This is a genomic window from Streptomyces sp. GS7 (assembly GCF_009834125.1).
Classification (GTDB): Bacteria; Actinomycetota; Actinomycetes; order Streptomycetales; family Streptomycetaceae; genus Streptomyces.
This window is the reverse complement of the sequence record NZ_CP047146.1, coordinates 5,231,768-5,257,891: the sequence shown is the minus strand read 5'-3', so window position 1 is coordinate 5,257,891 and position 26,124 is coordinate 5,231,768. Positions and strand designations below refer to the sequence as shown.

The window sequence follows — 26,124 nt, the reverse complement described above, 5'->3', positions numbered from 1 at the left end:
TCGACGGCTATACATAACATGCATGCACCTCGCGGCGGTCGGACGACAGCACCGGCCCCGGGGACGACGCGCGTACCGCGCGGCAGCCCGGCTCACGCGTCGTCCCTGTGAACGGAACGGCGCCCGGGCTGGGAAACCAGAACAACCGACGGCTCCTGCGCGGGCCGTACGACGGGCCAGGATGGTGACGGATGATCGGCGCACCGGTTGAAAACAACCCGCCGAGAGCGACAGCACGGCTCGGGGCGGTGGACACCCCGAACACCGAGAACACACCCGCGTTGCCGCCCCACCGGTGGTGGCGCGACGCGGTGATCTACCAGATCTACATCCGCAGCTTCCTGGACAGCACCGGCGACGGCATCGGCGACCTGGCGGGCGTCGCGGCCGGACTGCCCTACCTCAAGCGCCTTGGCGTGGACGGCATTTGGCTCACCCCGTTCTACCCCTCACCGCAGCACGACCACGGCTACGACGTCGCGGACTACTGCGATGTGGACCCGGTCTACGGCGACCTGGCCGCATTCGACCGCCTGATCGCCGACGCGCACCGGCTCGGCCTGCGGTGCCTGGTCGACATCGTGCCCAACCACTGCTCGCTCCAGCACCCCTGGTTCCAGCAGGCACTCGCCGACGCGCCGGGCGGCGCGGCACGCGGCCGGTTCCACTTCGCCCCGGGCCGCGGCACGGACGGTGAGCTGCCGCCCAACAACTGGCGGGCGATGTTCGGCGGTCCCGCCTGGACCCGCGTCGTCGAGTCCGACGGCACCCCGGGCGAGTGGTACCTGCACATGTTCACGCCCGAGCAGCCGGACCTCAACTGGCGCCACCCCGACGTGGCGCAGCACTTCGAGCGGGTGCTGCGGTTCTGGCTGGACCGCGGCGTCGACGGCTTCCGCATCGACGTCGCGGCCGGGCTGTACAAGCACCCGGACCTGCCGGACTCCGACGACCCGGGCGCGGACGAGCGCTCCCGTGACTCGGTCAACCCGCTGGCCTGGAACCAGCCCGAGGTCCACCAGGTGTGGCGCAGCTGGCGGGCGATCTGCGAGCAGTACACCGCGCGGGACGGACGCGAACGCCTGCTGGTCGGCGAGGTGTCGGTGCCGACCGCCGCCGAGCATGCCCGCTACGTACGGCCCGACGAGCTGCACCAGGCGTTCTTCTTCCACCTGTTGACCGCACCCTGGGACGCGGAGGCGTTCCAACAGGTCATCTCCGACGCCTTGCGCGACATCGCCGGGACCGGATCCACCATCACCTGGGTCCTCAACAACCACGACCAGATCAGGTCGGTCACCCGCTACGCCGCACCGGCTCCCGCCGACAGCACCGACCTGTCCGGCCTCGGCCCCGCCCGGGCCCGGGCCGCCGCCCTGCTGATGCTGGCGCTGCCCGGCGCCGCCTACGTCTACCAGGGCGAGGAGCTGGGCCTGCCCGAGGTGGACGACCTGCCGGACGAGGTGCTGACCGACCCGATATTCCGGCGCACGGGCAGCCGGGCCAAGGTCCGCGACGGCTGCCGGGTCCCGCTGCCGTGGTCCGGACACGCCTCCCCGTTCGGCTTCACCGCGGGCGACGCCCCGGCGCGGCCGTGGCTGCCCCAGCCGGACTGGTTCGCCGACCACACGACCGAGCGGGCACTGGTCGACACCACGTCCTTCTGGCACCTCTACCGGGACGCGCTCCACCTGCGCCACAGCCTGCCCCAGCTCGGCGAGGGGCCGGTGCGCTGGCTCGACTCCCCGCCGCAGGTGCTCGCCTTCGAACGGGGCGAGGGGCTGGTGTGCGCCGTCAACTTCGGCGCCCAACCGGTGCCCGCCCCGGCCGGCGGCACCCCACTGCTCGCCAGCCGCCCCTGCCCACCGGGCTCCCTGCCGGGCAACACGGCCGCCTGGTGGGTCACCGCAACTCCCTGATCCCGTACCCGCCCCAAATCAGGAGAACCCCGTGAAAAGAATCGTCGCACTGGCCGCCACCACCTGCGCCCTGGGCCTGCTGACCACCGCCTGCGGCGGCAGCGGCTCCAGCTCCTCCGCTGCTCCCAGCGGCGCCACCGCTTCCGACCTCCACCTGCCCGACCTGCACGGCCAGCACCTTGAGGTGGCCGCGGTGTGGACCGGGCCGGAACAGAAGAACTTCATGAAGGTCATCCAGCGGTTCGACCAACTGACCGGCGCCAAGACCGACTTCGTCCCCACCGGCGACAACGTCTCGACCTTCCTCGGCACCAAGATCCAGGGCGGTGGAGCGCCGGACGTCGCGTTCCTCCCGCAGCCCGGTGTGCTGGCCCAGTTCGCCAAGTCCGGGTGGCTCAAGCCGGCCGAAGCGGCCGTCGAGAAGCAGCTGAAGAGCAACTACAGCACCGGCTGGCAGAACCTGGGCGCCTACCAGGGCAAGCAGTACGGGGTGTACTTCAAGGCCGCCGACAAGTCCACGGTCTGGTACAACACCAAGGCCTTCTCCAACGCCGGAATCTCCAGCCCACCCACCACCTGGCCGGAGTTCCTCAAGGACGCGCAGACCCTCTCCGACTCCGGCACTCCGCCGGTCTCCGTCGGCGGCGCGGACGGCTGGACGCTGACCGACTGGTTCGAGAACATCTACCTCAGCCAGGCAGGCCCGGCCAAGTACGACCAGCTGACCAAGCACCAGATCAAGTGGACCGACCCCTCGGTCGGCAAGGCGCTGACCACCCTCGGCCAGCTCTTCGGCAAGCCCGCCCTGCTCGCCGGTGGCACCCGCGGCGCCGTGGCCACCGAGTTCCCCGCCTCCGTGGACCAGACCTTCGCCGATCCCGCGAAGGCCGCCATGGTCTACGAAGGCGACTTCGTCGCCACCAACATCACCAGTGACACCAAGGCCAAGATCGGCACCGACGCCAAGGTGTTCCCGTTCCCGAAGGCGGACGGTGGCCAGGCACCCATGGTCGTCGGCGGCGACGTCGCCGTGGCGCTGAAGAGCAGCAAGGGCGCCCAGGCGCTGCTGACCTACCTCGCCTCAACGGACGCCGCACGAACCGAGGTCAAGCAGGGCGGCTTCATCTCGCCCAACAAGTCCCTGGACCTCTCCGCCTACCCCGACGCGACCGAGCAGTCCCTCGCCAAGTCGTTGACGGCCGCCGGCGACAACTTCCGCTTCGACATGTCCGATCAGGCTCCGGCGGCGTTCGGTGGCACCAAGGGCCAAGGCGAGTGGAAGGACCTCCAGGACTTCCTGGCCAACCCCTCGGACGTGGCCGGTGCGCAGAGCAAGTTGGAAACGGACGCCGCCGCGGCGTTCGCCAACGCGGGCTGAGGTGACGGGTCATGGCAGCACAGACCGCGCCCACCGCCCCCTACCAGGCACCACCGTCCCCGTCCGGTACCGCCGGTCCCCGACGCGGCGGACGGCACACCGTCCGCCGCGCGCGCTCGGCGATCGGCGCCCACCCCTGGGCCGCCGCCTGCTTCCTGCTTCCGGCTCTGGCGGTGCTCGGGGCGCTGGTGGTGTACCCCATCAGCTGGACGGCGGTGCGCAGCCTGTTCGGTGCGGACGGCTTCGCCCACTTCGTGGGCCTGGGCAACTACACCAGCGTCTTCCATGACCCCAGGACGCTGACCGCGCTGCGCAACAACGCCCTGTGGGTGGTGGTCGCGCCCAGCGTGGCCACCGGGCTAGGGCTGATCTTCGCGGTGCTGACCGAACGGATCCGCTGGGGAACCGCCTTCAAACTGGTGGTCTTCATGCCGATGGCCATCTCGATGCTGGCGGCCGGAATCATCTTCCGCCTGGTGTACGACCAGGACCCCGGCAAGGGCGTGGCCAACGCGGTGGCGGTCGGCGTACACGACACCTTCGCCAAGGCGTCCTCCTACCCGGGGGCCAAGCCGCGCATCGGCGGCGGCCTGGCCCCCTCCGGGGGCGGCTACATCACCACCTCCACGGTGGCCCCAGGCACCGGCGCGGCGGCGCTGCCGCTGGTCGGCGTCGCGCCCGCCACCCTCTCCGGGGCGCAGCAGGCCGCCGCGCCGACCCACTGCCCCGCGGGCGCCGTCTGCGGCACCGTCTGGCTGGACTTCACCCCGGGCGGCGGTGGGGTCCCGGGCCGGATCGACCCGGGGGAGAAGGCCCTGGCCGGGGTCCAGGTACAGGCGGTACGTGACGGCAGCGCCGTCGCCTCCGCCACCTCCGGCCGCAACGGCACCTTCGTGCTGCCGGCCGACAAGCTCGGCACGGGCCCGGTGCGGCTGAGCCTGCCCGCGGCCAACTTCACCGCCCAGTTCCAGGGCGTCACCTGGCTCGGCCCAACCCTGGTCACCTGGTCCATCATCGGTGCCTACGTGTGGATGTGGACCGGCTTCGCGATGGTGCTGATCGCGGCCGGACTGGCCGGAGTGCCGCGCGAACTGCTGGAGGCCGCCCGGATGGACGGCGCGAACGAGTGGCAGGTCTTCCGCCGGGTCACCGTCCCGCTGCTGGCCCCGACGCTCGTCGTGGTACTGGTGACGCTGGTCATCAACGTGCTGAAGATCTTCGACCTGGTCTATGTCATCGCACCGGGCTCGACCCAGCAGGACGCCAACGTCCTCGCCCTCCAGCTGTACCTCGCCTCCTTCGGCGGCGGCAACGACCAAGGCGTCGGCAGCGCGCTCGGAGTACTGCTGCTGCTGCTGGTACTGCCCGCCGTCTTCTTCAACATCCGCCGCTTCCGGAAGGAGCGCACCCGGTGACCGCCATCGACACCCCCACGCGGCGCGGCCCTGGCGCGGCCACCCGCCTGGCCGCCCGAGCCGGAGCCGGCGCGGTCCGTCTCGGCCTGCTGCTGACCGCCCTCTTCTGGCTGGTCCCCACCGTCGGCCTGCTGATCTCCTCGCTGCGCGGCCCGTCCGACATCAGCACCTCCGGCTGGTGGCGGGCCTTCACCGACCCGGCCCAGCTGACCCTGCACAACTACGCGGCACTGATGGGCAACGGCACCATCACCCATGCCCTGCTCAACAGCGTGCTGATCACCGTCCCCGTCACCGTGCTGGTCATCGTCATCGGCGCCATGGCCGGATACGCCTTCGCCTGGCTGGAGTTCCCCGGCCGGGACTGGCTCTTCCTGCTGCTGATCGGGCTGCTGGTGGTCCCGATCCAGGTCGCCCTGATCCCGGTCACCAAGCTGTACGCCACCTTCGGCATCTTCGGCAGCCTGCTGGGCGTCATCCTCTTCCACACCGCCTTCGGCCTGCCGTTCGCCATCTTCCTGCTGCGCAACTTCTTCGCCGAGATACCGCGTGAGCTGCTGGAGGCGGGGCGCCTCGACGGCGCGGGTGAACTGCGGCTGTTCGCCCGGGTGGTGGTACCGCTCGGCGGCCCGGCCATCGCCTCGCTCGCCATCTTCCAGTTCCTCTGGGTCTGGAACGACATGCTGGTGGCGCTGATCTTCGCCAACAGCGGCTCCGCACCGCTCACCGTCGCGCTCCAGGAGCAGACCCGCCAGTTCGGCGACAACATCGACGTGCTCTCCTCCGGGGCGTTCCTGTCGATGGTGATCCCCCTCGCGGTCTTCTTCGCCTTCCAACGCCAGTTCGTCAGCGGCATCACGGCGGGCGCGGTGAAGTAGCGGCAGCCGTCGACCGGACCAACTCGCCCTCCCCACACGGGGACCCACCGCCAACCCCCACTCGGATCGTCCGGCACGTTCCTGCCGGTGAAGGGATCACTGCACCATGGCCACAGTCACGTTCGACAAGGCGACCCGTACCTATCCCGGAGCGGAGCGGCCGGCCGTCGACAAGTTGGAGATCGCCATCGAGGACGGCGAGTTCCTCGTTCTCGTAGGGCCCTCCGGATGCGGTAAGTCCACCTCGCTGCGGATGCTCGCGGGGCTGGAGGACGTCAACGACGGCGCGATCCGGATCGGGGACCGGGATGTCACGCATCTGCCCCCGAAGGACCGGGACATCGCCATGGTGTTCCAGAACTACGCGCTCTACCCGCACATGACCGTCGCCGACAACATGGGGTTCGCGCTCAAGATCGCCGGAGTGGGCAAGACGGAGATCAGGACCCGGGTCGAGGAGGCGGCGAAGATCCTGGACCTGACGGAGTACCTGGGGCGCAAGCCGAAGGCGCTGTCCGGCGGTCAGCGGCAGCGGGTGGCGATGGGCCGGGCGATCGTCCGGGAGCCGCAGGTGTTCTTGATGGACGAGCCGCTGTCCAACCTGGACGCCAAGCTGCGGGTGCAGACCCGCACCCAGATCGCCGGGCTCCAACGACGGCTGGGGACCACCACGGTCTATGTCACCCACGACCAGGTCGAGGCCATGACCATGGGCGACCGGGTCGCCGTCCTCAAGGACGGGCTGCTCCAGCAGGTCGACTCGCCCCGGAACATGTACGACCGCCCCGCGAACCTCTTCGTGGCGGGCTTCATCGGCTCGCCGGCCATGAACCTCGTCGAGGTGCCGATCACCGACGGCGGCGTGCAGTTCGGCAACAGCATCGTCCCGGTCAGCCGCGAGGTCGTCGCCGCGGCCGCCGACAAGGGCGACCGCACGGTGACGGTCGGGGTACGGCCCGAGCACTTCGACATCGCGGGCGGCCAGGCGACCTCGCTCGCCGACGACGAACCCGTGGGCCTCGCCGTCACTGTGAACGTGGTCGAGGAACTCGGCGCCGACGGATACGTCTACGGCACCGCCGAGATCGGCGGGGAGCAGCAGGACATCGTGGTCCGGGTCGGCGGTCGTCAGGTTCCGCTGAAGGGCCACGTGCTGCACGTCGTACCGCGCGCGGGCGAGACGCACGTGTTCTCGACCTCGTCCGGCGAGCGGCTGAGCGACTGATTCGCCCCGGCGGATCCGCCGCGACCACGCTTCACGGGCTGGGGCTGACGCGCAGGCGGTGGGTGGACAGGGCCGCTGGTGCGTACGGCTACCGATCCGTAACCACTTGCGGTTCGTCACGTTGGCCTTTGTGGTCTGTGTCGTGTGTGGGCGTTTGTCGGTGTGTGTCGGCGTCCTCTCACCTGTAAGGAGCATGGCGTGAAGCTGCGTTGGTCGAGACTGCTCGCCGCTCTTCCGGTGTTTGGCCTGGTCACGGGTATGGCCGCGGTTTCCCCTGTCGCCGCTGCCCTCTCGCCGTTGGAGGTTTCTGGTGGCAGGTCGGTCGGCCTTCCCCGTCCGGCGTCGTCGACCGCTTTGGTGGGGGGTTCGTCGGGGTCGTTTGTGTTCAGGCCGTCGGTTGGTGGGGTCGTGCCTCGTGGGGGATGGGCCGGCGTGGGCCGTGGTGGTTGGAATGACTTTTCCTGCAGGCCCTCGGCCGCTCATCCCCGTCCGGTGGTCTTGGTGCATGGCACTCTTGGTAACGGGGTCGACAACTGGCTTGGTCTGGCGCCTTATTTGATGGCGCGTGGGTACTGTGTCTTCTCCTTCACCTATGGCGGGTTGCTTGGTCTGCCGGTGGTGGGTGGGGTGGGTTCGATCGATGCTTCGGCTCGGCAGCTCGGCGTGTATGTCGATCGGGTTTTGGCGGCGACGGGGGCGCGGAAGGTCGACATCGTCGGGCATTCGCAGGGCGGGATGATGTCGCGGGTGTATCTGAAGTTCTATGGCGGCCGTCGCAAGGTGCACACGTTGGTCGGGCTGGCTCCCAATAATCATGGTACCGATCTGCATGGGTTGATCACGTTGTTGGATTCTGCTCCGAGTGTGAGGAGGGTCTTGCATGGGCTTGTCCCGGCGGTGACCGAGCAGGAGTCCGGCTCGCCTTTGTTGAGGCGTCTGAATGCGGGTGGTGACACCGTTCCCGGTGTTCGTTACACGGTCATCGCCACTCGGTACGACGAGATGATCACGCCGCATCGCTCGGAGTTCCTGCACGGCTCCGACGTCCACAACGTCGTGCTGCAGGACCTGTGTCCACTCGACGTCTCCGGACACGGCTCGCTCGGGCTGATCGACCGGCTCGCCTTCCACGAGACAGCCAACGCCCTCGACCCCGCCCACGCCACCCCCACCACCTGCGCCCATTAGGTTCCCCCGTTATAGGGAAGGGACGGTTGCCTGGTCAGCAGGTGGTGACGGGTTGTGAGGCTCGTTCGGTTGCCTCCTGCTCGGCGCTCGACCACCTCGGAGGTGTTACGGCACCCGGAAGACCAGGGCCGCGTTCTGACCGCCGAAGCCGATGGAGTTGCTGAGTGCCGCACGCAGGCGATGGGAGCGGGGGGCCTGGGTGACGACGTCCAGGTCGATGTCGGGGTCGAGGCGGTCGAGGTTGGCGATCGGCGGGATGGTCTGGTGTTGCAGGCTCAGCACGGTGACGGCGGCTTCGATACCGCCCGCGCCGCCGACCGAGTGCCCAAGGACGCTTTTGTTCGCCGTGACCGGCGGCGGTGTGCCGAAGACCGAGCACAGGGCGCGCGCTTCGGCCAGATCGTTCTGCTGAGTGGACGTCCCGTGGGCGTTGACGTGGTCGATGTCCGACGCGGACAGGCCGGCATCGGACAGTGCGGCGTGGATTGCCCGTACCACTCCCTGGCCCTCCGGGTCGGGCGAGGTGGGGTGGTAGCCGTCGGCGGAGGCTCCGTATCCGGCAACGAGGGCACGGATCAGCGCACTTCTGGCGCGGGCGTCTGCCAGCCGTTCCAGTACGAGGACACCCGCACCCTCGCCCAGCACGAAGCCGTCGCGGTCCGCGTCGAACGGCCGGCACGCGCTGCCGGGGTCGTGCACCCTGGCGGACAGGGCTCCCATCTGACCGAAGCCGGCCGCGGCCATGGGGTTGCAGACGCTTTCGCTGCCGCCGGTGATCGCGATGTCGCACGCTCCGGAGACGAGCAGGTCGCGGGCGACGCCGATGGCTGTTCCTCCGGACGCGCAGGCGGTGGAGGTGACCAGGCTGGGACCCAGCGCCTTCAGGTCCGTGCTGATCTCGCCGGCGAGCATGTTGGCCACCGTACGCGTGATGCACAAGGGGGAAATCGCCTCGTGCCGACCGCTGTTGAGCAGGTCGTACTCCTTCTGGGCCTGGTCGTTGCCGCCGTTCCCGTTGCCGAGGACCACGGCGACCCGGGCCCCGTCCCAGGCGGTGGGGTCCCATCCGGCATCGCCGACCGCTTCGCGGGTGGCGACCAGTCCCATCTGGATGAACCTGTCGATACGCCAGCTCAACCGGCGCCCGAGGAGGGCTGTGGGGTCGAAGTCGGGCACCCGGCAGGAGAAGTTCACCGGAAGGCCGGCCAGCTGCTCGTCCGCGGCGGCCAGCGACCGGCCGGAGAGCAGCCCGTCCCATGTCGCCTGGACACCGATTCCAGCCGGGGTCACCAGTCCCAGCCCGGTGACCGCGACGTCCACCGCCGTCATGGGAGGGTGGGGGTGGTCGGTACGTCCTGCCTGGCGGTGTCCGTGCCCACAGTCTCCCCGCCGTTGCGCCGTTCCTCGACGATCTGGCAGAACTCCCCGAGGGTCGGCCTGATGTCCTCCTCTGTCAGTTTGATGCCGAGCCGGTCGTTGATGATCACGGTGAGTTCGACGAGCGTGAGCGAGTCGAGTTCCAGGTCCCAGAAGGTGGCGTCCGGCTTGATGATGTCTTCGGGCACGCCCATGTGCTCGGTGAGCAGGTCGGCGATGAATTCGTATGTGGTGGTCATCAGCGTCCCTCGTGAAGTGAGTGCGGATGGTGGAGGGTTGGGCGGTCGAGAGGTTGGAGGGGTAGGTGGCTCGGTGACCGGGCGAAGGGTGCGGGCCGGTGCATCAGCCTCTTACGTGACGTGACGTTCGTGGTGGTCGGTGCGGTAGACGGGCCCGGGCCAGCCTGGACAGGACGAGTGCACGTACCTTCAGGAGCGGAGCGGGGGCCCACCAGTTCCAGCGGCCTGCCAGGCCCATGAGGGCCGGCACGATCAGGCACCGTACGAGCGTGGCGTCGATGGCGACCGTGAGGGCCAGGCACACCCCGAGTTCCTGCAGCACGGCCAGCGAGGAGGCGGCCAGTGCGCCGAGGACGATGACGACGGCGAGCGCACCGACGGTCACCAGCCGTCCGGTGCGCTGCAATCCGGCGACGACGGCCCGCTCGTTGTCCCCGGTACGCAGGTATTCCTCGCGGATGCGCGCCACCAGGAAGACCTCGTAGTCCATGGACAGACCGAACGCGATACAGAACACCACCGCCGGAATCAGCGGATCGACATGACCGGTGGCGGTGCCGCCCAGGAGCCGGGACAGGAGTCCGTCCTGGAAGAGAGACACCATGGCGCCGAACGCCACCGTCAGGCTCAACAGATTCATGACCACGGCCTTGAGCGGGACCAGCACGCTCCCCGTGAAGAAGAACAGCAGCAGTGCGACGGCGGTGATGACGAGCGCGGCGGCCCAGCCCAGGTGCCGTGCGAGGGTCTCCTTCATGTCCACCAGGGAGGCCGTCTCCCCGGCCACCAGTACCGGGCCCGCCCCCTTCTGCGCCCTGATCGTGCCGACCAGCCGCTGAGCCGTCGCACTGTACGGGCCGGCCTGTGTGGTGAGGGAGTACCAGGTCCCCTGCCCGACGCCGCCGGCAGGCCGGGCGGGCGGTGCGGCGAGTCGGCGGCCGTCGCGGAAACTCCCCTCGGCGCCCATCACCATGTCGACGCCCGCCAGTCGGGAGAGGGCCCGGCCCATGCGGTCGGCGGCCGGGGAGCCCGCCGGGGTCTGGGGTGTCAGCGCGGTGAGCGTGGTCCCGTTCAGCACCGGGAACTCGGCGTGCGCCCGCTCCGCGGCGAGGCGCGGAGCCGCATCGCGGGGCAGCCAGTCCTCGTCGATGAACCCCATGCGCGCCCCGGAGGCAGGCACGGCGAGGAGTACGAGGAACGCGGACACGGTGAGCAGTACGGCCAGTGGGCGCCGCAGTACCGCGCGGGCCAGCCGCGCCCAGAAGTCCGGGGCGTCGGCGCCCCGGGCCCGCCACCACCGTACGCGCACGGGGCGGCGGCTCAGGCGGCGCCCGAAGAGCGCGAGCAGCGCCGGCTGGACCACCAGCGCGGCGACCCCGGCCAGGCAGACCACCGCCACGGCGCCGGCGCCCAGCGAGCGGTGGAACGGGGTGGGAAAGAACAGCAGCGCGCAGAGGGACAGCGTCACCACGGCTGCCGAAACCGCAACCGTGCGGCCCGCCGAGCGCACGGTGGCGCGCACCGCGTCCGACACCTCCAGACCGCGGTCCAGCTCTTCCCGGAAGCGAGTGACCATGATCAGGCTGTAGTCCACCGCCAGCCCGAATCCCAGGGCGGTGAGGATGTTGAGTGCGAAGACGTTCACCGGGTAGTGCCGCGCCAGCAGGTCCAGGAGGGCCATCGCGCCGGTGACGCTGACCAGCCCCATGGCGAGCGGCAGCGCACAGGCCAGTACCGAGCCGAACACCACCAGGAGCACGGCGGAGACCAGCGGAACACCGATCATCTCGGAGCTGACGAGGTCACGGCGGCTCTGCTGCTCGGCGTACCGGTTGACGGACAGCCGTCCGGACGCCTCCACGGTCAACGGAGGCCGGGCACCGGCGTACTTCTGGATCAGGCGCTGCGCGGTGCGTGTCATCTGCTGGTCGTCCCCCGCGATGGCGAGCGTCAGCAGGGCGGCATGCCGGTCGGCCGACAGCAGGGACGGGGTGGGCGGGGACCAGGGGGCGTGTACGTAGACGACACCGGGTTCGGCGGCCAGTTCGGTGACGAGCCGTTGGCCTGCTGCCGCGGCCTTCGGCTCGTCCACCGCACCCGTCGAACGGGCCACGAACACCAGCTTCGGGGTCCCGGATCCGTAGCGCTGTGTCAGCAGTCGTTCCGCGCGGCTCGATTCCGCCGACTGGTCGAAATATCCGCCGTCCACCAGGCGTCCGTGCACGCCGGCGGCGGCGATTCCGGCACCGAGTACAGCCACCAGGGTCAGGGCCAGGATCAGCCATCGGTACGTCACGGCCCAGTGTCGAGGGGCCGTGACGTACCGCTCGCCCTTCTGCTCCTCGATCGCTTCTCTGCTGCTCATCATCACAGCCCGGCGCGCGCCGTCATCTCGTCCAGCTCATGCATCCAGAGCTGCACCAGGCCGTCGCAGTCGCCGACCGTCCGGTCCGCGACGAAGCCGATCTGGGCGGTGGTGGCATAGCTGGAAAAGCATGCCGCGAGCACATGGCCGGCCGGGAGGAGAGTCAGTGGCATGACGTTGGTGATGACCCGGTCGCCGAGGTGGAGACGCTTGTCGGGTCCGGGAACGTGGGTCGCCAGTACCGTCGTGCTCCGCGGGTGCAGATCGAGTTCGAGGAGCCAGCGGCCGAACCGGTCGGGGACCATCCGTCCCAGGGCGCCGGCATGGGGGTTGAACAGTGACGAACGGACCTTGCGCGTACGGGCTTTCACGTACTCCAGTCGCTCAACGGGATCGTCCAGGCCGACGGGCAGCCGTACTGCCGCGCCCAGCACCGCGTTTCCCCTCTCGCCTGCGTTGTCCCGACGCCGCAGGGTGACCGGCACCATCATGCGCATCGGTTGCCGGCCGAGCGGCCGGCCGCGTTCCCCGGCCCAGCTCTTGAGCGCGCCGGCCAGGGCCGACAGGTACAGGTCGTTGGGGGTGGCTCCATGTGCGGCCGCGATTTTCCGGAATCGGGCCAGCTCCACGCTGCCCCAGGCATAGTGCAGCCTGCCCGTCAGGGGAAAACCGTCGGGGACGAGGCGAGCGGCCCGGCGCAGCCCGCCCAGGGCGCTGATGCCTTCACGGACGGCGGTTGCCAGTTCGGCTGTGGTGCTCCGGCCGGCCGTGCGGCCGGGCGGTGGGGCGCCTGCCTTCGAGGAGGCGGCGGTTCCACTGAGGGTGCCACGGAAGAGTTCGGTGAGCAGCATGCCGTCGAAGTGCGCATGATGCCCCCTCAGGACGACCGCGAACTCGTCGGGGGCGTAGCCGTGCAGAATCCACACTCCCCAGAGACGTTCGGGCAAGGGTGCCGCGGCCAGATCCCCCAGCGCGGCGCGCAGTCCGTCCAGCCCCGTCCCCGCGGCGACGGGCGTACGAAAGACATGGTCCGCGGCGGCGAACGGGGCCGCCGCCCTTCTCCCGGACCCACCTGGCGGCGCTTCCGCGAGCTCCGGATAGCGGGCTGCCGCGAGGTCCACCAGGAGGCACATCTCCTCGTGGTCGGGCACGTCCCCCGTGATGCGGGTGACGCCCCCCACCGCGACCGACGTGCCCGGGTGTGCCGCCGCGTAGTCGAAGAAAGCTCCCTTCCATTCCCTGTCACCGGCCTGCCGCCCTGCTGCGGGAACCGGCTCCTGTCCGGCAGTGGCCCGACGAAGGACATCTCGGAGACCCATCTCGATCCCTTCCTGAAAGAGGACGAGGACGTGGACGCACCACGCATGTGCTGGTCCGTCAGATATGTGCGCGCTCACCGGGAATTGGGCCGAACGCGGTGTGGCAGAGAGCCGGCGTCTCTGCCGCGCCTGACGCCGACAACACCCGGCACGAATTCAAAGGTCTAAAGAAGTCGGTTGCGATGCCTGGCGAGTTTGCCGAGAGTGTCCAGGGAGTTTTCCGTTCCCCCCAAAAGCGAGGAGCCGTCCCCGATGAAGCGTTCGCATATGCCGATGTGAGCGGTGTACACCTCGTCCACGGCGTCCAGCAGATGCCGACGTATTTTGCAGGAATCCCTGCATATTTCACTGTGCATTGCACCCCAGGCGCGCAATCGGGTGATGAGAACGCGGTGATCTGCCGACCAGAGTCCGGAGAATCCTTGGGCGGAATGCTGGGGCGGCGCCATGGAAGGCCGCACGACGCGCTCATACGCGGACCGGGGAAAGGAGGCGGTCAGTCGCATGGCGGAGGCGCTCGCGCGCAGGAAGACGCGAGTGGCCTCGACCCCCGGCCCACAGGAACGGGCGCTGGGCGCGGTCAGTGCGTCCTGCAAACCCACTATGGCCGCCTGGGTGAGCGTGAAGAAGAGTCGGTGCCCGTGTATCCAGCGCTGCTGAGCAGGCGTGTTCGGCGTCAGTCCCGGTTCCGCCACGGGGGCCAGGCGGGCAGTATCCAGGGCCTCGTGGAGCGCCGGTTCGGTGGCGGCTTCGGGCAGCGAGGCCATCGCGCTCACCGTGGTGGCCAGCGCCTGGGAAAGCAGCCGGGCCGGCGCACCGGAAACCCGGATGACGCCGAAGAAGGCGTCGTAATCGGCTTCCCGCGGGTCGGCCAGCGGGCACTGGACCGAGCGAACCGGGCGACCTTCTCGAACGGATGAACGCCACAGCGACTCAAGGCTCTCGGGTAGCTGCTCCGGGTCGGGAAGCCGGAGTTCGACACGGCTGGGACACATAAGCGACACAATAGACAAAACATAATAACCCCGCTACTTTTATGCTATGGGTGACGAGTTTGAAGCGGCGATAGAAACGGCCACCAGACAACTGGTCGCCCATTGGCGGGCATTGGCAGCCCGAGAGGTGCCGGTATCCCCGCCCTGCGAACCCGGCTCGCTGCTCACCGCACTGCCGTCGGCGCCCCCCGAGCAGGCGGAGGGCCTCGGAGAGCTGCTGGCCGACACCTGGAAGGTCATCGTTCCGGGCCTGACCCATTGGCAGCATCCGGCGTTCCTGGGCTACTTCCCTACCAACAACTCGCCTGCGTCCGTGCTCGCCGAGTACGTCACCGCCGGGCTGGGCGTACAGGGCATGATGTGGTCGACATCGCCGGCGGCCACGGAGCTGGAGCAGGTGGTCACGGACTGGTTGGCTCAGGCCCTCGGCCTACCGGAAGCCTTCCGCCATTCGAGTGGTCGCGGCGGGGGAGTCATTCAGGACTCCGCCTCGTCGGCGGTTCTCGTGGCCATCGCGGCGGCCCTTCAGCGGGCGTCGGAGGGGCGATGGCGTACGGCCGGAACCGAGGGCCGCTACCGCATGTACTTCACGGAACGGGCCCACTCCTGCGTCTCCAAGGGCGCCCGGCTGGCCGGCCTGGGCGAGCCGCAGCTCATCGCCACACTGCCGGGCACCGGCCGGATGGATCCCGACGCGCTCGGCGCGCGGATCGACGCCGACCGGGCGGCCGGCTTCGTCCCCGCCATCGTCGTCGCAACGGTCGGCACCACCGATACCTGCGCCGTGGACCCCGTACCGGACATCGGGCGGTTGTGCCGGCGGGAGGATGTGTGGCTGCACGTGGATGCCGCCTACGCGGGATCCGCGACGCTGTGTCCGGAACACCGGCACCTCATCGACGGCGTCGCCCTCGCCGACTCCTACGCCGTCAACGCCCACAAGTGGATGCGTACGGGGACGCCGTGCGACGTCATGTGGACCTCCGACCGTGCCGCACTCACCGACGCCATGAGCATCTCGCCTTCATACCTGCGGAATGCTGCGACCGACTCCGGTCGGGTCGTGGACTTCCGCGACTGGCAGGTGCCCCTCGGCCGACCTATGCGTGCCCTCAAACTCTGGTACGTGATGCGGGCCCACGGCCTGGAGGGCCTGCGCGAAGCCATCCGTCACGACATCCGCCTGGCGGCCCAGCTGGCCCGCCTGATCACGGCCGAGCCAGGGTTTCACCTGGAGGTGCACGAGCTGGGCCTGGTCGTCTTCCGTCGCGACACCGACGACCACACCCGTGACCTGCTCTCCCGTCTGCAGGCCGACCGCACGCTCCTGTGCACCCCCACAAGCGTCGAGGGCCGCCCCGCCGTCCGGGCCGCCTTCGGATCTCCGTACGTCGATGCGGACACGCTGCACTACGTCTGGACGCGGATCCGCACCCACGCCCAGGGCCTGGAGACCCCCTCGGCTTCCCCTTCCTGACGAGGAACAACCCTCTCGCCCGGACACGCAACGGCCTGCCGCCCCGACCTGGCACCTGAGGGACGCCTGTGGTGCCGAGGAGGGGAGCGTCGCAACAGTCCGGGAGCTGCTGGGCGATGCGGCCTCCAAGTCGTCAGTTCTTGAAGGCCGTCGGAACTCTTGACGTGCCATCGGTTCACGAGTTGAATCACGCCGCGCATCACGTCGGAAAGCCAACCGACTCCAAGGGACCCCCATGTCGCCCACCCCCAGGCGCTCGCCCCCTGCGCCGTCCCGGGCTGCCCCGCCCACCGTCGGCGCGGCCCTGGTCGGCGCGAGCAACCGCAAGCAGCAGTTCACCGGCGGTGGCGCCTCGTTCACCGATACGGCCGCGTGGCCGACGCACGGCAGCGGCGACCTGACCGTGTCAACCCGGGCCGCGGGTGCGGTGGCGAGTACTTGGGCGTCGACGCGGCCAACTCGGCGAAACGGCACGGCCGTTCAGGTCTCCGAATGCGACGGTGCCGGAGCGCGCGTGGCATCTCCCCACGGCGTGTTCGCACCGTGATCCCCCCACCATCACCACCTTCGACGAGGTAGACGCCATGCCCTCAACCATCCCCCCACAACCCGACCGTCCGCGTACCCGAATACGCCCCCGCCGGCGCACCGGCGCCGCCCTCGCCACGGCGCTCCTCCTCGCGGCGGGCTGGACGTCGGCGACCACCGCGGAGGCCGACGGCAGCCCGGCTTCCCACCGGACCGCCGCCGTCACCACCTTCTCCGACGACTTCGACGGCCCGGCGGGCAGCGCGGTCGACGGCGGCAAGTGGCGTTACGAGACCGGCGACAACGTCAACAACCACGAGCGGGAGTACTACACTTCCGGAACCAACAACGCCGCACTGGACGGCCAGGGCCATCTGGTCATCACCGCCCGCAAGGAGAACCCGGCCGGTTACCAGTGCTGGTACGGAAGTTGCCAGTACACCTCGGCCCGGCTCTCCACGGCGCAGACCTTCACCCAGGCGTACGGGCACTTCGAGACACGTATGCAGATCCCCCGCGGCCAGGGGATGTGGCCGGCGTTCTGGATGCTCGGCAGCGACATCGGCAACGTGGGATGGCCCACCTGCGGCGAGATCGACATCATGGAGAACGTCGGCTTCGAACCAGGCACGGTACACGGCACCCTGCACGGCCCCGGCTACTCGGGCTCCGGCGGACTGGGCGCCGGCTACACCTTGCCCGGAGGAGAGGCGTTCGCGGACGGCTTCCACACCTTCGCCGTCGACTGGTCGCCGGGCGCCGTGACCTTCTCGGTCGACGGTCACGCCTACGAGACCCGCACCCCGGCCGACACCCACGGCAACAAGTGGGTCTTCGACCACCCCTTCTACCTCATCATGAACCTCGCGGTCGGTGGCTACTGGCCCGGTGACCCCAACGACAGCACCCAGTTCCCGCAGTCCCTGGTCGTGGACTACGTCCACGTCACCACCAGCAACAGCGCGCTGCGCCACTGAACCAGGGGTCGGCGGACGACCCTTGTACGGACAGCGAACGGAAGCGGGCAGGCCGACGCGCCGTGCCCGCCCGGATTCGTCACCGGGCCCGCCCGCGACGTCACGTCGCGGAATCCCGGTGACGGGTCCGTCGTTCCGTGACCGGTGGTCCCGTCCGATCGCTGGTCCGGACTGGGCCAACCCCTGAACACCGCTGTGGTCGGGGCTCGTTCGGCCGCTGCCACGGCCCGCGTCGTCGCCGTGTCAGTCGCGGCGATCACCGAGCCAGCGCAGGGCGCTCAGGCTCGGCAGGAAGCAGTACTCGCCGCCCCGGGTGACGACGAACCGAGGCAGGGGCGCAAGGCGGCGCCGCAGTGGCCGCCGGGGAATGGTGTGACCGGCGTCGCCTTCGTGGGATCCGGTGACGGGGTCCTTGACGTTGCCCGCTCCGAAGAAGACGCCGTCGTTCATCCATTCCGACTGGACGAACTCGAACTGCCGCCCCAGATGGGCGCCGATGAACGCGAACATCAGACCGCGGTCGGCTCCGTCGTCTTCCATGGCCCCGTCGGGCAGCGCTGGACCGTAAACGGCGCCACGTCTGATCATGCGGTGCAGCCGCACCTCTCCGGCCACCGAGGAGTCGCGGGGGTTGGCTCGCCGGATGTGACAGCCACCGGGCGTGACGAAGCCGGCCGGATCGTCCCGCTCGTACAGGAACGTATTGCGGCGGTGCGGGTCGGCCCCGAGCTCGGGGGCGTCGTTCTCCGGGGCGAGCGCCAGGGGCGCTCCGCTGCGCCAACGGCCCATGATCTTCGCCGCGATCAGTTCCTCGTCCAGGGGCCCGGTGGAGTTGTCCCTCAGGTAGCGCCTGAATTCGGCGACTTTCTGGTGGAGTTTACGGAAGACCGCGTAACTGCCGTTGCGCCCGAGGACGGTCGGCTGCGGAGTCTGTACGCCGCCGATCTCGTCCGGATAGCCGAGGACGAACTCGCCGCCTTTCAGGGGTACTTCCAGCTGATTGGATCCAGGGATGCCACTGCCCTCGACGGCCGGATGGCTGACACCGTCGCGGTAGCCGAAATGCTCGGTCTCGGTGGGCAACGCGTAGCAGTCCTGCCGCCAGATCGCGGTGACACCGGGAAGGCGGTCGTAGGCGGGCCGGGCGTGCTCCACGGCCGCCTCCAGGCGCAGGGGGTCGGGTGCGACCGCTGTGATCACCACGTGGACGTCGGGCGTGCCAAGCGGTGCTTCCCAGGTGTCCGGGCTGCTCTCGCCCACATCGCGCAGCGCTGTGGCGCGCGCGGCCATGCCTTGGCGGAACTCCCACGCGAACGTGTCCAGCGAGGCGCGCGGCACTCCCAGGGCCTCCAGGCCCCGACAGGTGACGGCGGCACTGACCCAGGTGTCGCCGAGGGGGCTCGGCGGGTCGGCGGCAGAGGTCACCACCGCGCTCAGCCGCCGCATCAGCTCCCGGCCCTGGGCCCGGTCGTCGACGCGGAAGGCCAGGTACGTCGCCGCGTAGGGGGTCGGCCTCGGGCTGAGGACCCCTCGCTGAATGTCGTCAAGTTCCAGTGTGACTTCCGTGGGTACGCTCACGGCCGGCCTCCCTGCGGCATGGCTACGAGACGAGGTTCCGCCAGAAATTCCGCAGGCTTTCGTCGGCGCCGAACAGCGCGCTGAAGATCGTCGAATCGGCGAGCAGCACGTCCCCCGCCCGATCACCGCTCGGGGGCATCCACAGGAACATGTTGAACTCGGTGTTCCCTCCCTCGACGAAGGGATGCGGCCTGGACGTGTCGATCGGCTGCCGGGCCAGTACGTGGATGCCCTTCGGCTCGTCGGTCGTCACGTCGTAGTGCGGTAGGTGCAGGTGGAAGTTGAAGTTCGTGACCCCCTGCAGCCAGTGCTTCTCGTCCAGGTCCCGGACCGTGGACAGCGGTGCGATCCGGTCGTCCGCCCCCGTCGCGGGGCGCAGTCCGTAGCGATTGACGACCGGCACGCCCAGGCCCTTCATCACGTCCCTGACGTAAGTGGCGAACCGCTGCTGGCGAGGTACCAGCGGATCGCCGTGGTGGCGGTACTCCATGTCCCGCACCGACGGATCGTCCGATGCACCGACGTCGTGGTGGGGCCCGAGGACGAGGCGGGCATTGTCGCGGGTGAGGAAGGCTCGCAGGGCCTCGACCTCGCCGGGCCGGGCCTCCTGCTCGGTGATCATGTGGTCCAGTCCGAACACGAACAGGACATCCGTGTCGTCGAGTACCCGCTCGTCGAGCGGGGTGGGGAAGCCGGCCTGGTCGATGCGCTGGTACACCGGGACCGGGTGCCCGGTGACCTCCTCGACGAAGTCCTGGAACGGGACCCAGGCCCAGAAGAACAGCTCCAGCGACCCCGCGATGCCCTGCTGGAACCGATACGGGTCGGCCCACTTGGGGTCCTCGTAGGACGGCCACGCCACTCGCCGCACCTCGGTCATGGTGGAGAAGCGGTTGTCCAACTCCGCCGCGCTCCGGCCCGCTTCGGCCGGATAGCTCCACGAGACGTAGATGCTCACGCGTCGCCCGGCCGGGGTGTACGGGCGGGGGATATGCCTCTGGTTATAGGTCCGCGCCGTCCTGACCTCGCTCATCCCAGTCGTCTCCGATCCGCGGTGGAACCCGCGCGGCGGTCCGGTCCCACTGCGGAGCCGGCCCGGCCCTCACTGCATCTGGTCGAGCATCTCCGACAGAGCGCCCTTGATCCGCAACGCCTTCTTGATCTCGTCGGCCGTCACATACGGATACTCTCCGTACTCGATGAAACTCGGGCAGTGGTGTTCGCGCACGAACCTGACGAAAGCCTCCGGATTGGTCCGCCAGTCCTCGGGAAAGCCCTCCAGGTTCTCGAACGCCGTGCTCACGCCGGCCTTCGTGAAGAGTGCGACGGCGTCCTCGGTGTACTTGTCGAAGTCGGTGTCGAAGATCCCCTGGTACATGAAGCGCGTGTCGTCGTCGAAGAGCACCCAGCGCAGGTAGTGCAACTTCAACGGGGCGAGAAGGTGGGGATCCTGCTCCAGCGCCTTGGCCAGCGCATACCCGTACTCGCGCATCGCATCGGCCCGGCCCGGCTTGACCCGCGCGACGATGGTGAACCCGTAACACGCCGGAGTCCTGGGGAATACCGGTCCGTACTTCCCCTGCTCCAGATGGTCGGTTTCTTTGGGGATCACGGCGGCCTGCGGCTTGATCTCCATGTCCACTCCTCCCGCCAACCGGTGGCCGCGACAGCTCCATCGTTCCACTCGACGACCGAACGTGCCCGCCGAGTAGAAGGGAGCCGATGTCCCGTCCCGAAGCCCCTTCCGCGGACCTCCCCGGCCGACGCGACGGACGTCCAGGGCCGAGGCCCGGACGGGCCGGCAGGGCAGGGCCATCCGGTCCCTCGCGGTGCCTGGCTCGACGAGGGACATTGGAGAGGCGGTGCCCGAACGGAGAGCGAGGGCCATCGGCATCAGTCCGGAGGGGGTCCGTCAGCAGCAGTCCGGAGAGGTGACGTGCAATGTCCCCATGGCGGGTTCGTGCGCTGGAGGAAGGTGATCTGGACCAGGTGGTGCGCATCTGGGAGGAGGCACCGGATTCCACCGGGGACCTGGCGGTGAGCCTGGCGGAGGCGGTGAGCGCGCTGCACGCCGAGGCGCCGGCCGTGGTGGCGGTGGTGGGGGAGCAGGTCATCGGCGCCGCGGTGTCCCTGACGACGCAGGAGCGTGCCTGGATCCTGCGGATGGCAGTCGGCCGGGCGTGGCGCGGGCACGGTGTCGGACAGGCGCTGCTGGCCGCCCTGGAGGAGCGGCTGGAGCGCTCCGGCGTGCGCCGCATCGGGGCGCTCCTGCCGGGCGAGGAGGCCGGGCAACGGGCGTTCGCGCGCGCCGGATACGTGATCCGGCCGGACCTCTGCTACGCCGAGAAACTGCTGACCGCGGTCTCCGCCGAAGCCACCTTGCTCGACCAACTCGGCGGCGCCGTACCGGACGACGGCCTCTGGGACGCCATCGCGGGAATGAGCGCCGAGAAGACGCTGATCGAGCGTCGGCTGGTCCTCCCGCTGGAGCATCCCGAGGTCGCCGGCCAGTACCGGCTGGTGCCGCCGCGCGCGGTGGTGCTCTTCGGCCCGCCGGGCACCGGCAAGACCACCTTCGCGCGGGCGGTCGCCTCCCGCCTGCGCTGGCCGTTCATCGAGGTGTTCCCCTACCAACTCGCCGACGACGCACACGGCGTCGCGGCCGGGCTCCGCCGGCTGTTCGCCCGCGTCGAGCACCTGGAGCAGGCCGTGCTGTTCTTCGACGAGGCGGAAGAGATCGCCTCCGAGCGGCACGACCCCACGACTCTGGCACACCGGGTCACCAACGAACTCCTCAAGCTCATCCCGCAGTTCCGGCGCGGCGACCGCAGGCTCCTGATCTGCGCCACCAACGCCGTTCGCTCCCTCGACCCGGCCTTCCTGCGCCCTGGCCGCTTCGACTACCTCATACCGGTCGGGCCGCCCGACCCCCAGGCCAGACGAGCCATCTGGACCCGCTACATCGGGCCGGACCGCGCGGCCGACATCGAGTTGGAGGCGCTGGTCGAAGCCAGTGACCGCTTCACCCCGGCAGACATCGAGTACGCGGCGCGCACCGCAGCCCAGAGCGCCTTCGAACGCCACCTGGCCTCGGGCGGGCAGGAAGCCGCCGACCCGGCCCGGCTCACCGGCGACTACCTGCAGGCCATCGCCCACACCCGGACGTCCCTGACCGAGGAGGACATCCGGGCCTTCGACCGCGACCTCAGGACCGCCGCCCGGGTGTGAGAAACCCCGATGCGGCCCTGGTGCCGTGGAGCGGTGACCCCCTGCGCCGCGGCCCCCCGCGCACGGGACGCCGAGGGCGAGGTGGCAGGGCGGTGCCCTACGCGGCGGCCGGCAGCACGTGGTCGCCGATCTTGTCCGTGCTCAGGCACAGGGAGCAGACGACCGCGTCGTGGGTGGCGCAGGCGGTCAGGTCCGGGCGCTCGTACGGCTGGTGGCAGACGTGGCAGTCGAGGGTGACCGCGCTCGGGTTGCCGTCCGCGTCCAGCAGGGGCTCGTCGATGCCGTCGTCGGTGCGACGCAGGTAGTACCTGCCCTTGGTGGCGATCGCCGTCAGCGGGGTCAGGACGAAGGCGATCGCGGCCGCGGCCACGGGCGAGTACGGCTGCAGGGTGTCGCCCAGCAGATGGAAGTACATGGCGATCGACAGGCCGGAGGCCGCGACGAAGGACACGACACCGACCGGGTTGACGGCGTACAGCATGCCGCGGCGGAACTCCGGCTGGAGCGGGGACAGTTTGAGCAGGTACTTGTTGACGCCGATGTCGGCGGCGACGGTGACCACCCAGGCGATCGCGCAGTTCGAGTAGAAGCTCAGGATGCTGTTGAGGAAGCTGAACATGTCGGCTTCCATCAGGGCGAGCGCGAAACCCAGGTTGACCAGGACGAAGACCATACGGCCGGGGTAGTGCCTGGAGACGCGGGTGAAGGAGTTCGTCCACGCCAGCGACCCGGAGTAGGCGTTCGTCACGTTGATCTTGATCTGGCTGATGACCACCAGCGCCACGGCCAGCGGGACGACCAGCCAGGACGGCATCATCGCGTCGAAGGCGCCGCGGAACTGCTGGATGGGCTCGGGCGCGGTGGCCGGGCCGACCTTGGCGAGGATGTAGACGGCGAGGAAGACACCGATGGTCTGTTTCAGCGCGCCCAGCACCACCCAGCCGGGGCCGGCCATGACCACGGCGGCCCACCAACTGCGCTTGTTCTCCTCGGTCTTGGGCGGCATGAAGCGCAGGTAGTCGATCTGCTCGCCGATCTGCGCGATGAGGGAGAGGCACACGCCGGCGCCGAGCAGCACGGAGGCGGTGTTGACGCCGCCGTCGCCGTCCGTGCCGGAGTAGGAGAGGAAGCGGTCGACCGTGCCGGGATCGGTGGCGATCAGGTAGACCAGCGGGCCGATCATCAGCAGCAGCCAGATCGGGGTGGTCCACACCTGGAGCTTGCTGAGCGCCTTCATGCCGTAGATCACCAGGGGGATGACCATGAGCGTGGAGACCAAGTAGCCCAGCCACAAGGGCAGTCCGAGGCCGAGCTTGAGGCCCTGGGCCATGATCGAGCCTTCGAGGGCGAAGAAGATGAAGGTGAAGCTGGCGAAGATGACGCTGGTGAGGACCGAGCCGTAGTAGCCGAAACCGGAGCCGCGGGTGATCAGGTCGAGGTCGATGTTGTAGCGGGCGCCGTAGTAGGCGAGGGGGAGGCCGGTGACGAAGATGACGACGGCGGCGACGGTGATCGCCACGAGCGCGTTGCCGGTGCCGTGCGCCAGGCCGATGCCGGCGCCGATGGAGAAGTCGGCCATGTAGGCGATGCCGCCGAGCGCGGTCGTCGCTACGACCACGGGGCGCCAGCGGCGGTAACTGCGGGGAGCGAAACGGAGGGTGTAGTCCTCCAGCGTCTCCTTGACGGCCTGGTCGGCGGCGGCCTTCGGTGTGCCTGCCGTCTGCGGTCGTGACTCGGTGGTACTCATACCGCGCCTCCCGATGATGCTGGTGCGGGTGCCTCGATGAAGGGAAGAACCCCGCTTGGCGTCATCGGCAGGACGGGGGAGTCGACGGCTCGTCATGCGCCGCGTACCGCCGTGTCCACGGCTCTGATCCCATGGCCGATCATGCTAGGAAGCGGTTGTTACCGTCGGCTCCCGCCGTCGTGAACGCGACGTTTCCGGGAACTCACCTTGGGATGGTTCGGCCGGGTGCCGCTTACGGCCGCGGGGCGAGCGGAATCGTTCTCGTCATCGGGTCGTCGTTCGGCGGTTGGGCCGCTGCCGAAACGGCCGTCCGCGACACCGCCCGCCTCATCACCGGTCTCGTCCTGATCGACGCCGTGGGCGTGCACATCGAGAACGAGCCGATCCGCGACGTCTTCGCCCTGGACGCCCGGGGCCTCGCCGACCACGCCTGGCACCACTCCGACCGCTACTGCGTCGACCCCGTGGACACCTCCGCCGAGCAACTCGCCGCCCGGCAGGCCGACATGGCCGCCCTGCGCGCCCTCGCAGGCGACCCCTACAAAGTCCGGTTCTCGTGTGTTCGGTGACTTACTTCACGGCGGAGCGACAGCGCTGCTGCCGCTCGCGCCCCGGGTCGGCGACGGCCCGATGGCCCGCGGAGCAACGAAGCGGAGGAGCCTTGCCCGGCACGGGAACCCTGTGCCGCTTCCGACGCCTGATTCTCAGTCGGCTTGCCTGGCCATGACGATCACACCCGGCCCGGTGTGCTCCTCTGCGGGGAGCCGAAGTTCGGCGACCGGGTGCAGTCCAGCCTGCTCGATCAGGTCCACGAGTTGTTCCGGCCGCCATTTGTGTGTCGTCCAACGAACGGACACGCCTCCGTATGCCTCGGTGCGCAGCGCGTCTTCGTCGCCCACGTGTGTTCCCGTGATGAAGTGTCCGCCCGGCTTCAGGGCGCGCGCGAACATGGCGAGAACCTGAGGCAGGACCTCGCGGGGGAGGTTGAACAGTGACCACCACCCGAGCACGCCGCCGAGGGACGCTTCACCGAGGTCGAGGTCGGTGGCGGAGGCGACGCTGAAGCGGCACTGCGGATGAAGACGGCGCGCGTTCTCGATCATGCGAGGGGAGAGATCGACCCCGGACACGTCGAGGCCGCGCTCGGCGAGGTAGGCGGTCACCGTTCCGGGGCCGCAGCCGACGTCGAGGACAGGCCCGAGCTCGCCCACGGTGTCGGCGAAGGCGTCGAGCGACGCCTTGAGCCAGGGATGCCTACGGACGTCGCCGATTCCCGTCGTCACCACCATGTGGGCGTAGTTGTCGGCCACGCGGTCATAGGACTCACGGACGACGTCGAGATCGGCTGGGCGGTCGATGTGGTGGGCGCGCATCGGCCAACGATACAGGGGCCCCGCCGGCGGATCGCGGCGGCCCGGATCGCGGTGGTCGGTACGCCGAGGCCGTCGTCGGACCAGTCCACGGTCCGAGGCAACTCGCCCAGGTGCCGGGCACATTCACGCCCCCGGCACCTCGAACCTTCGCCTGACGGCAGTCGTCTTTCAGGCTCGCATGCCGCCGTCGACGCGGAGGACTGTCCCGGTGACGTAGGAGGAGCGGTCGCTGAGGAGCCAGGCGGTGATCTCAGACAGAGGGGGCCCCGCGTGGTGACTTTTCCGCAGCCCCGAGCGACTGTCCGACGGCTCGCACGGCCACCTCGCTGGTGCCGCGCACCCGTTGGCGCGGGGACCGGAAAGGTTCGCCGGCTCGCGGCACCCCCAGTCCGCCCCCACGGCTTCACCCAGGGCAGAACGCCGCTCCCTTCCCCCGGCGCCCCGGAACCCTAGGCTGAAGGGGTGAGCACTCATGCGCCGAACGAAGCCCGCGTCATCCCCCTGCGCCCGCAGACCGCGCCGCCCGGTTCCGGTGGGGCGACCCGCGCCCCGCAGCGACCGGCGGGAGCCCCACAGACACCCGCGCCGAGGGAACCCCTGTGGCGCAACCTCGTCGGCGATGTGCTGCGGCGCGAGCGGCTCGCCCAGGAACGCACGTTGAAGGACGTCGCGGAGGCGGCCCGGATTTCGATGCCGTACCTGTCGGAGCTGGAGCGCGGACGCAAGGAGGCATCCTCCGAGGTGCTCGCGGCCGCCGCCCAGGCCCTCGGGCTCGGCCTCTCCGACCTGCTCTCGCTCGCCCAGGACGAGCTGGCCCGGTACGCCCGGAGCCGGGTGGGCCGGGGCCGTACGTCGCCCACGGGGCAGTACGACGGCCTCTGCCTCGCCGCCTGAGCGAACCGACGGCCGGTACGACGG

21 protein-coding genes and 1 pseudogene are annotated in these 26,124 nt (G+C 69.6%); 11 read left to right on the top strand and 11 right to left on the bottom strand.

All coding sequences use genetic code 11. The annotated features are described in order from the left end of the window. Nucleotides 1-191: 191 nt before the first annotated feature. The 6 genes from GR130_RS23010 to GR130_RS22985 all read left to right on the top strand — a co-directional run bounded on the left by GR130_RS23010 (nt 192) and on the right by GR130_RS22985 (nt 8,003). The gene (locus GR130_RS23010) at nt 192-1,919 is read left to right on the top strand and encodes a glycoside hydrolase family 13 protein (protein WP_201304973.1); all 1,728 of its coding nucleotides are present in this window, start codon (nt 192-194) and stop codon (nt 1,917-1,919) included. 31 nt (nt 1,920-1,950) lie between these two features. After that, nucleotides 1,951-3,297 (top strand): ABC transporter substrate-binding protein, encoded by a 1,347-nt coding sequence (locus GR130_RS23005; protein ID WP_159506442.1) that lies wholly within the window; start codon nt 1,951-1,953, stop codon nt 3,295-3,297. Nucleotides 3,298-3,308: 11 nt separating this feature from the next. Next, entirely contained in the window at nt 3,309-4,712 is a 1,404-nt protein-coding gene (locus tag GR130_RS23000; protein ID WP_159506441.1) for a carbohydrate ABC transporter permease, read from the top strand. After that, nucleotides 4,709-5,590 (top strand): carbohydrate ABC transporter permease, encoded by an 882-nt coding sequence (locus tag GR130_RS22995; RefSeq protein WP_159506440.1) that lies wholly within the window; start codon nt 4,709-4,711, stop codon nt 5,588-5,590. The genes GR130_RS23000 and GR130_RS22995 overlap by 4 nt, the downstream gene beginning before the upstream one ends. Nucleotides 5,591-5,696: 106 nt before the next feature. Continuing rightward, on the top strand, nt 5,697-6,815 hold the full coding sequence (locus GR130_RS22990) for an ABC transporter ATP-binding protein (RefSeq protein WP_159506439.1): 1,119 nt from the start codon (nt 5,697-5,699) through the stop codon (nt 6,813-6,815). A 198-nt stretch (nt 6,816-7,013) separates the two neighbouring features. Continuing rightward, nucleotides 7,014-8,003 carry an esterase/lipase family protein gene (locus GR130_RS22985; protein WP_236573397.1) on the top strand — a complete coding sequence of 330 codons (990 nt, stop codon included), beginning with the start codon at nt 7,014-7,016 and terminating at the stop codon, nt 8,001-8,003. A 105-nt stretch (nt 8,004-8,108) separates the two neighbouring features. On the opposite strand, the gene GR130_RS22980 is transcribed toward GR130_RS22985, so the two are convergent. From GR130_RS22980 to GR130_RS22960, 5 genes are all read right to left on the bottom strand, one after another. Further along, nucleotides 8,109-9,332: a beta-ketoacyl-[acyl-carrier-protein] synthase family protein gene (locus GR130_RS22980; RefSeq protein WP_159506438.1), complete on the bottom strand. Its 1,224-nt coding sequence runs from the start codon at nt 9,330-9,332 to the stop codon at nt 8,109-8,111. Further along, a complete protein-coding gene (locus tag GR130_RS22975; protein WP_159506437.1) occupies nt 9,329-9,619 on the bottom strand; it encodes an acyl carrier protein in 291 nt (96 codons plus the stop codon). Before GR130_RS22975 ends, GR130_RS22980 begins: the two co-directional genes overlap by 4 nt. 103 nt (nt 9,620-9,722) lie before the next feature. Beyond that, nucleotides 9,723-11,984, bottom strand: coding sequence for an MMPL family transporter (locus tag GR130_RS22970; protein WP_159506436.1), 2,262 nt, complete (start codon nt 11,982-11,984; stop codon nt 9,723-9,725). 2 nt (nt 11,985-11,986) lie between these two features. Then, a complete protein-coding gene (locus GR130_RS22965) occupies nt 11,987-13,303 on the bottom strand; it encodes a WS/DGAT domain-containing protein (protein ID WP_236573395.1) in 1,317 nt (438 codons plus the stop codon). A gap of 164 nt (nt 13,304-13,467) precedes the next feature. Next, nucleotides 13,468-14,298 carry a hypothetical protein gene (locus GR130_RS22960; protein ID WP_159506434.1) on the bottom strand — a complete coding sequence of 277 codons (831 nt, stop codon included), beginning with the start codon at nt 14,296-14,298 and terminating at the stop codon, nt 13,468-13,470. Between the two features lie 46 nt (nt 14,299-14,344). On the opposite strand from GR130_RS22960, the gene GR130_RS22955 reads away from it, so the two are divergent. Next, complete coding sequence (locus GR130_RS22955; RefSeq protein ID WP_159506433.1) at nt 14,345-15,775, top strand: pyridoxal phosphate-dependent decarboxylase family protein; 1,431 nt, start codon at nt 14,345-14,347, stop codon at nt 15,773-15,775. A gap of 584 nt (nt 15,776-16,359) precedes the next feature. Beyond that, nucleotides 16,360-17,280, top strand: coding sequence for a glycoside hydrolase family 16 protein (locus tag GR130_RS22950; RefSeq protein WP_159506432.1), 921 nt, complete (start codon nt 16,360-16,362; stop codon nt 17,278-17,280). A 243-nt stretch (nt 17,281-17,523) separates the two neighbouring features. On the opposite strand, the gene GR130_RS22945 is transcribed toward GR130_RS22950, so the two are convergent. The 3 genes from GR130_RS22945 to GR130_RS22935 form a co-directional block, all read right to left on the bottom strand. Next, nucleotides 17,524-18,858 carry a Dyp-type peroxidase gene (locus tag GR130_RS22945; RefSeq protein ID WP_159506431.1) on the bottom strand — a complete coding sequence of 445 codons (1,335 nt, stop codon included), beginning with the start codon at nt 18,856-18,858 and terminating at the stop codon, nt 17,524-17,526. Between the two features lie 22 nt (nt 18,859-18,880). Further along, the gene (locus tag GR130_RS22940; RefSeq protein ID WP_236573393.1) at nt 18,881-19,816 is read right to left on the bottom strand and encodes a hypothetical protein; all 936 of its coding nucleotides are present in this window, start codon (nt 19,814-19,816) and stop codon (nt 18,881-18,883) included. A gap of 144 nt (nt 19,817-19,960) precedes the next feature. Then, nucleotides 19,961-20,494, bottom strand: coding sequence for a hypothetical protein (locus GR130_RS22935; RefSeq protein ID WP_159506429.1), 534 nt, complete (start codon nt 20,492-20,494; stop codon nt 19,961-19,963). A 305-nt stretch (nt 20,495-20,799) separates the two neighbouring features. Between GR130_RS22935 and GR130_RS22930 the strand changes: the two genes are divergently transcribed. Continuing rightward, nucleotides 20,800-22,086, top strand: coding sequence for an ATP-binding protein (locus GR130_RS22930; protein ID WP_159506428.1), 1,287 nt, complete (start codon nt 20,800-20,802; stop codon nt 22,084-22,086). A 97-nt stretch (nt 22,087-22,183) separates the two neighbouring features. Here the strand turns inward: GR130_RS22930 and GR130_RS22925 are convergent, their stop codons facing one another. Further along, nucleotides 22,184-23,833, bottom strand: a complete 1,650-nt coding sequence (locus tag GR130_RS22925; RefSeq protein WP_159506427.1) for an allantoin permease — start codon at nt 23,831-23,833, stop codon at nt 22,184-22,186. A gap of 212 nt (nt 23,834-24,045) precedes the next feature. On the opposite strand from GR130_RS22925, the gene GR130_RS22920 reads away from it, so the two are divergent. Next, nucleotides 24,046-24,402, top strand: a complete 357-nt coding sequence (locus tag GR130_RS22920) for a hypothetical protein (RefSeq protein WP_201304972.1) — start codon at nt 24,046-24,048, stop codon at nt 24,400-24,402. 135 nt (nt 24,403-24,537) lie between these two features. On the opposite strand, the gene GR130_RS22915 is transcribed toward GR130_RS22920, so the two are convergent. Continuing rightward, nucleotides 24,538-25,206: a class I SAM-dependent methyltransferase gene (locus GR130_RS22915; RefSeq protein ID WP_159506426.1), complete on the bottom strand. Its 669-nt coding sequence runs from the start codon at nt 25,204-25,206 to the stop codon at nt 24,538-24,540. 168 nt (nt 25,207-25,374) lie between these two features. After that, nucleotides 25,375-25,452: pseudogene (locus GR130_RS40875) on the bottom strand (SDR family oxidoreductase); the annotation flags it as partial. 216 nt (nt 25,453-25,668) lie between these two features. Between GR130_RS40875 and GR130_RS22905 the strand changes: the two are divergent. Further along, the gene (locus GR130_RS22905) at nt 25,669-26,100 is read left to right on the top strand and encodes a helix-turn-helix domain-containing protein (RefSeq protein WP_159506425.1); all 432 of its coding nucleotides are present in this window, start codon (nt 25,669-25,671) and stop codon (nt 26,098-26,100) included. Nucleotides 26,101-26,124 lie beyond the last annotated feature (24 nt).

What these genes read in the sequence shown, in the direction of transcription:
- GR130_RS22955 (WP_159506433.1), top strand. Translation starts at nt 14,345, where the DNA reads ATGGGTGACGAGTTTGAAGCGGCGATAGAAACGGCCACCAGACAACTG.
- GR130_RS23010 (WP_201304973.1), top strand. Translation starts at nt 192, where the DNA reads ATGATCGGCGCACCGGTTGAAAACAACCCGCCGAGAGCGACAGCACGG.
- GR130_RS22930 (WP_159506428.1), top strand. Translation starts at nt 20,800, where the DNA reads ATGTCCCCATGGCGGGTTCGTGCGCTGGAGGAAGGTGATCTGGACCAG.
- GR130_RS22970 (WP_159506436.1), bottom strand. Translation starts at nt 11,984, where the DNA reads ATGAGCAGCAGAGAAGCGATCGAGGAGCAGAAGGGCGAGCGGTACGTC.
- GR130_RS22935 (WP_159506429.1), bottom strand. Translation starts at nt 20,494, where the DNA reads ATGGAGATCAAGCCGCAGGCCGCCGTGATCCCCAAAGAAACCGACCAT.
- GR130_RS22925 (WP_159506427.1), bottom strand. Translation starts at nt 23,833, where the DNA reads ATGAGTACCACCGAGTCACGACCGCAGACGGCAGGCACACCGAAGGCC.
- GR130_RS23000 (WP_159506441.1), top strand. Translation starts at nt 3,309, where the DNA reads ATGGCAGCACAGACCGCGCCCACCGCCCCCTACCAGGCACCACCGTCC.
- GR130_RS22990 (WP_159506439.1), top strand. Translation starts at nt 5,697, where the DNA reads ATGGCCACAGTCACGTTCGACAAGGCGACCCGTACCTATCCCGGAGCG.
- GR130_RS22980 (WP_159506438.1), bottom strand. Translation starts at nt 9,332, where the DNA reads ATGACGGCGGTGGACGTCGCGGTCACCGGGCTGGGACTGGTGACCCCG.
- GR130_RS22960 (WP_159506434.1), bottom strand. Translation starts at nt 14,298, where the DNA reads ATGTGTCCCAGCCGTGTCGAACTCCGGCTTCCCGACCCGGAGCAGCTA.
- GR130_RS22915 (WP_159506426.1), bottom strand. Translation starts at nt 25,206, where the DNA reads ATGCGCGCCCACCACATCGACCGCCCAGCCGATCTCGACGTCGTCCGT.
- GR130_RS22975 (WP_159506437.1), bottom strand. Translation starts at nt 9,619, where the DNA reads ATGACCACCACATACGAATTCATCGCCGACCTGCTCACCGAGCACATG.
- GR130_RS22950 (WP_159506432.1), top strand. Translation starts at nt 16,360, where the DNA reads ATGCCCTCAACCATCCCCCCACAACCCGACCGTCCGCGTACCCGAATA.
- GR130_RS22920 (WP_201304972.1), top strand. Translation starts at nt 24,046, where the DNA reads ATGGTTCGGCCGGGTGCCGCTTACGGCCGCGGGGCGAGCGGAATCGTT.
- GR130_RS22965 (WP_236573395.1), bottom strand. Translation starts at nt 13,303, where the DNA reads ATGGGTCTCCGAGATGTCCTTCGTCGGGCCACTGCCGGACAGGAGCCG.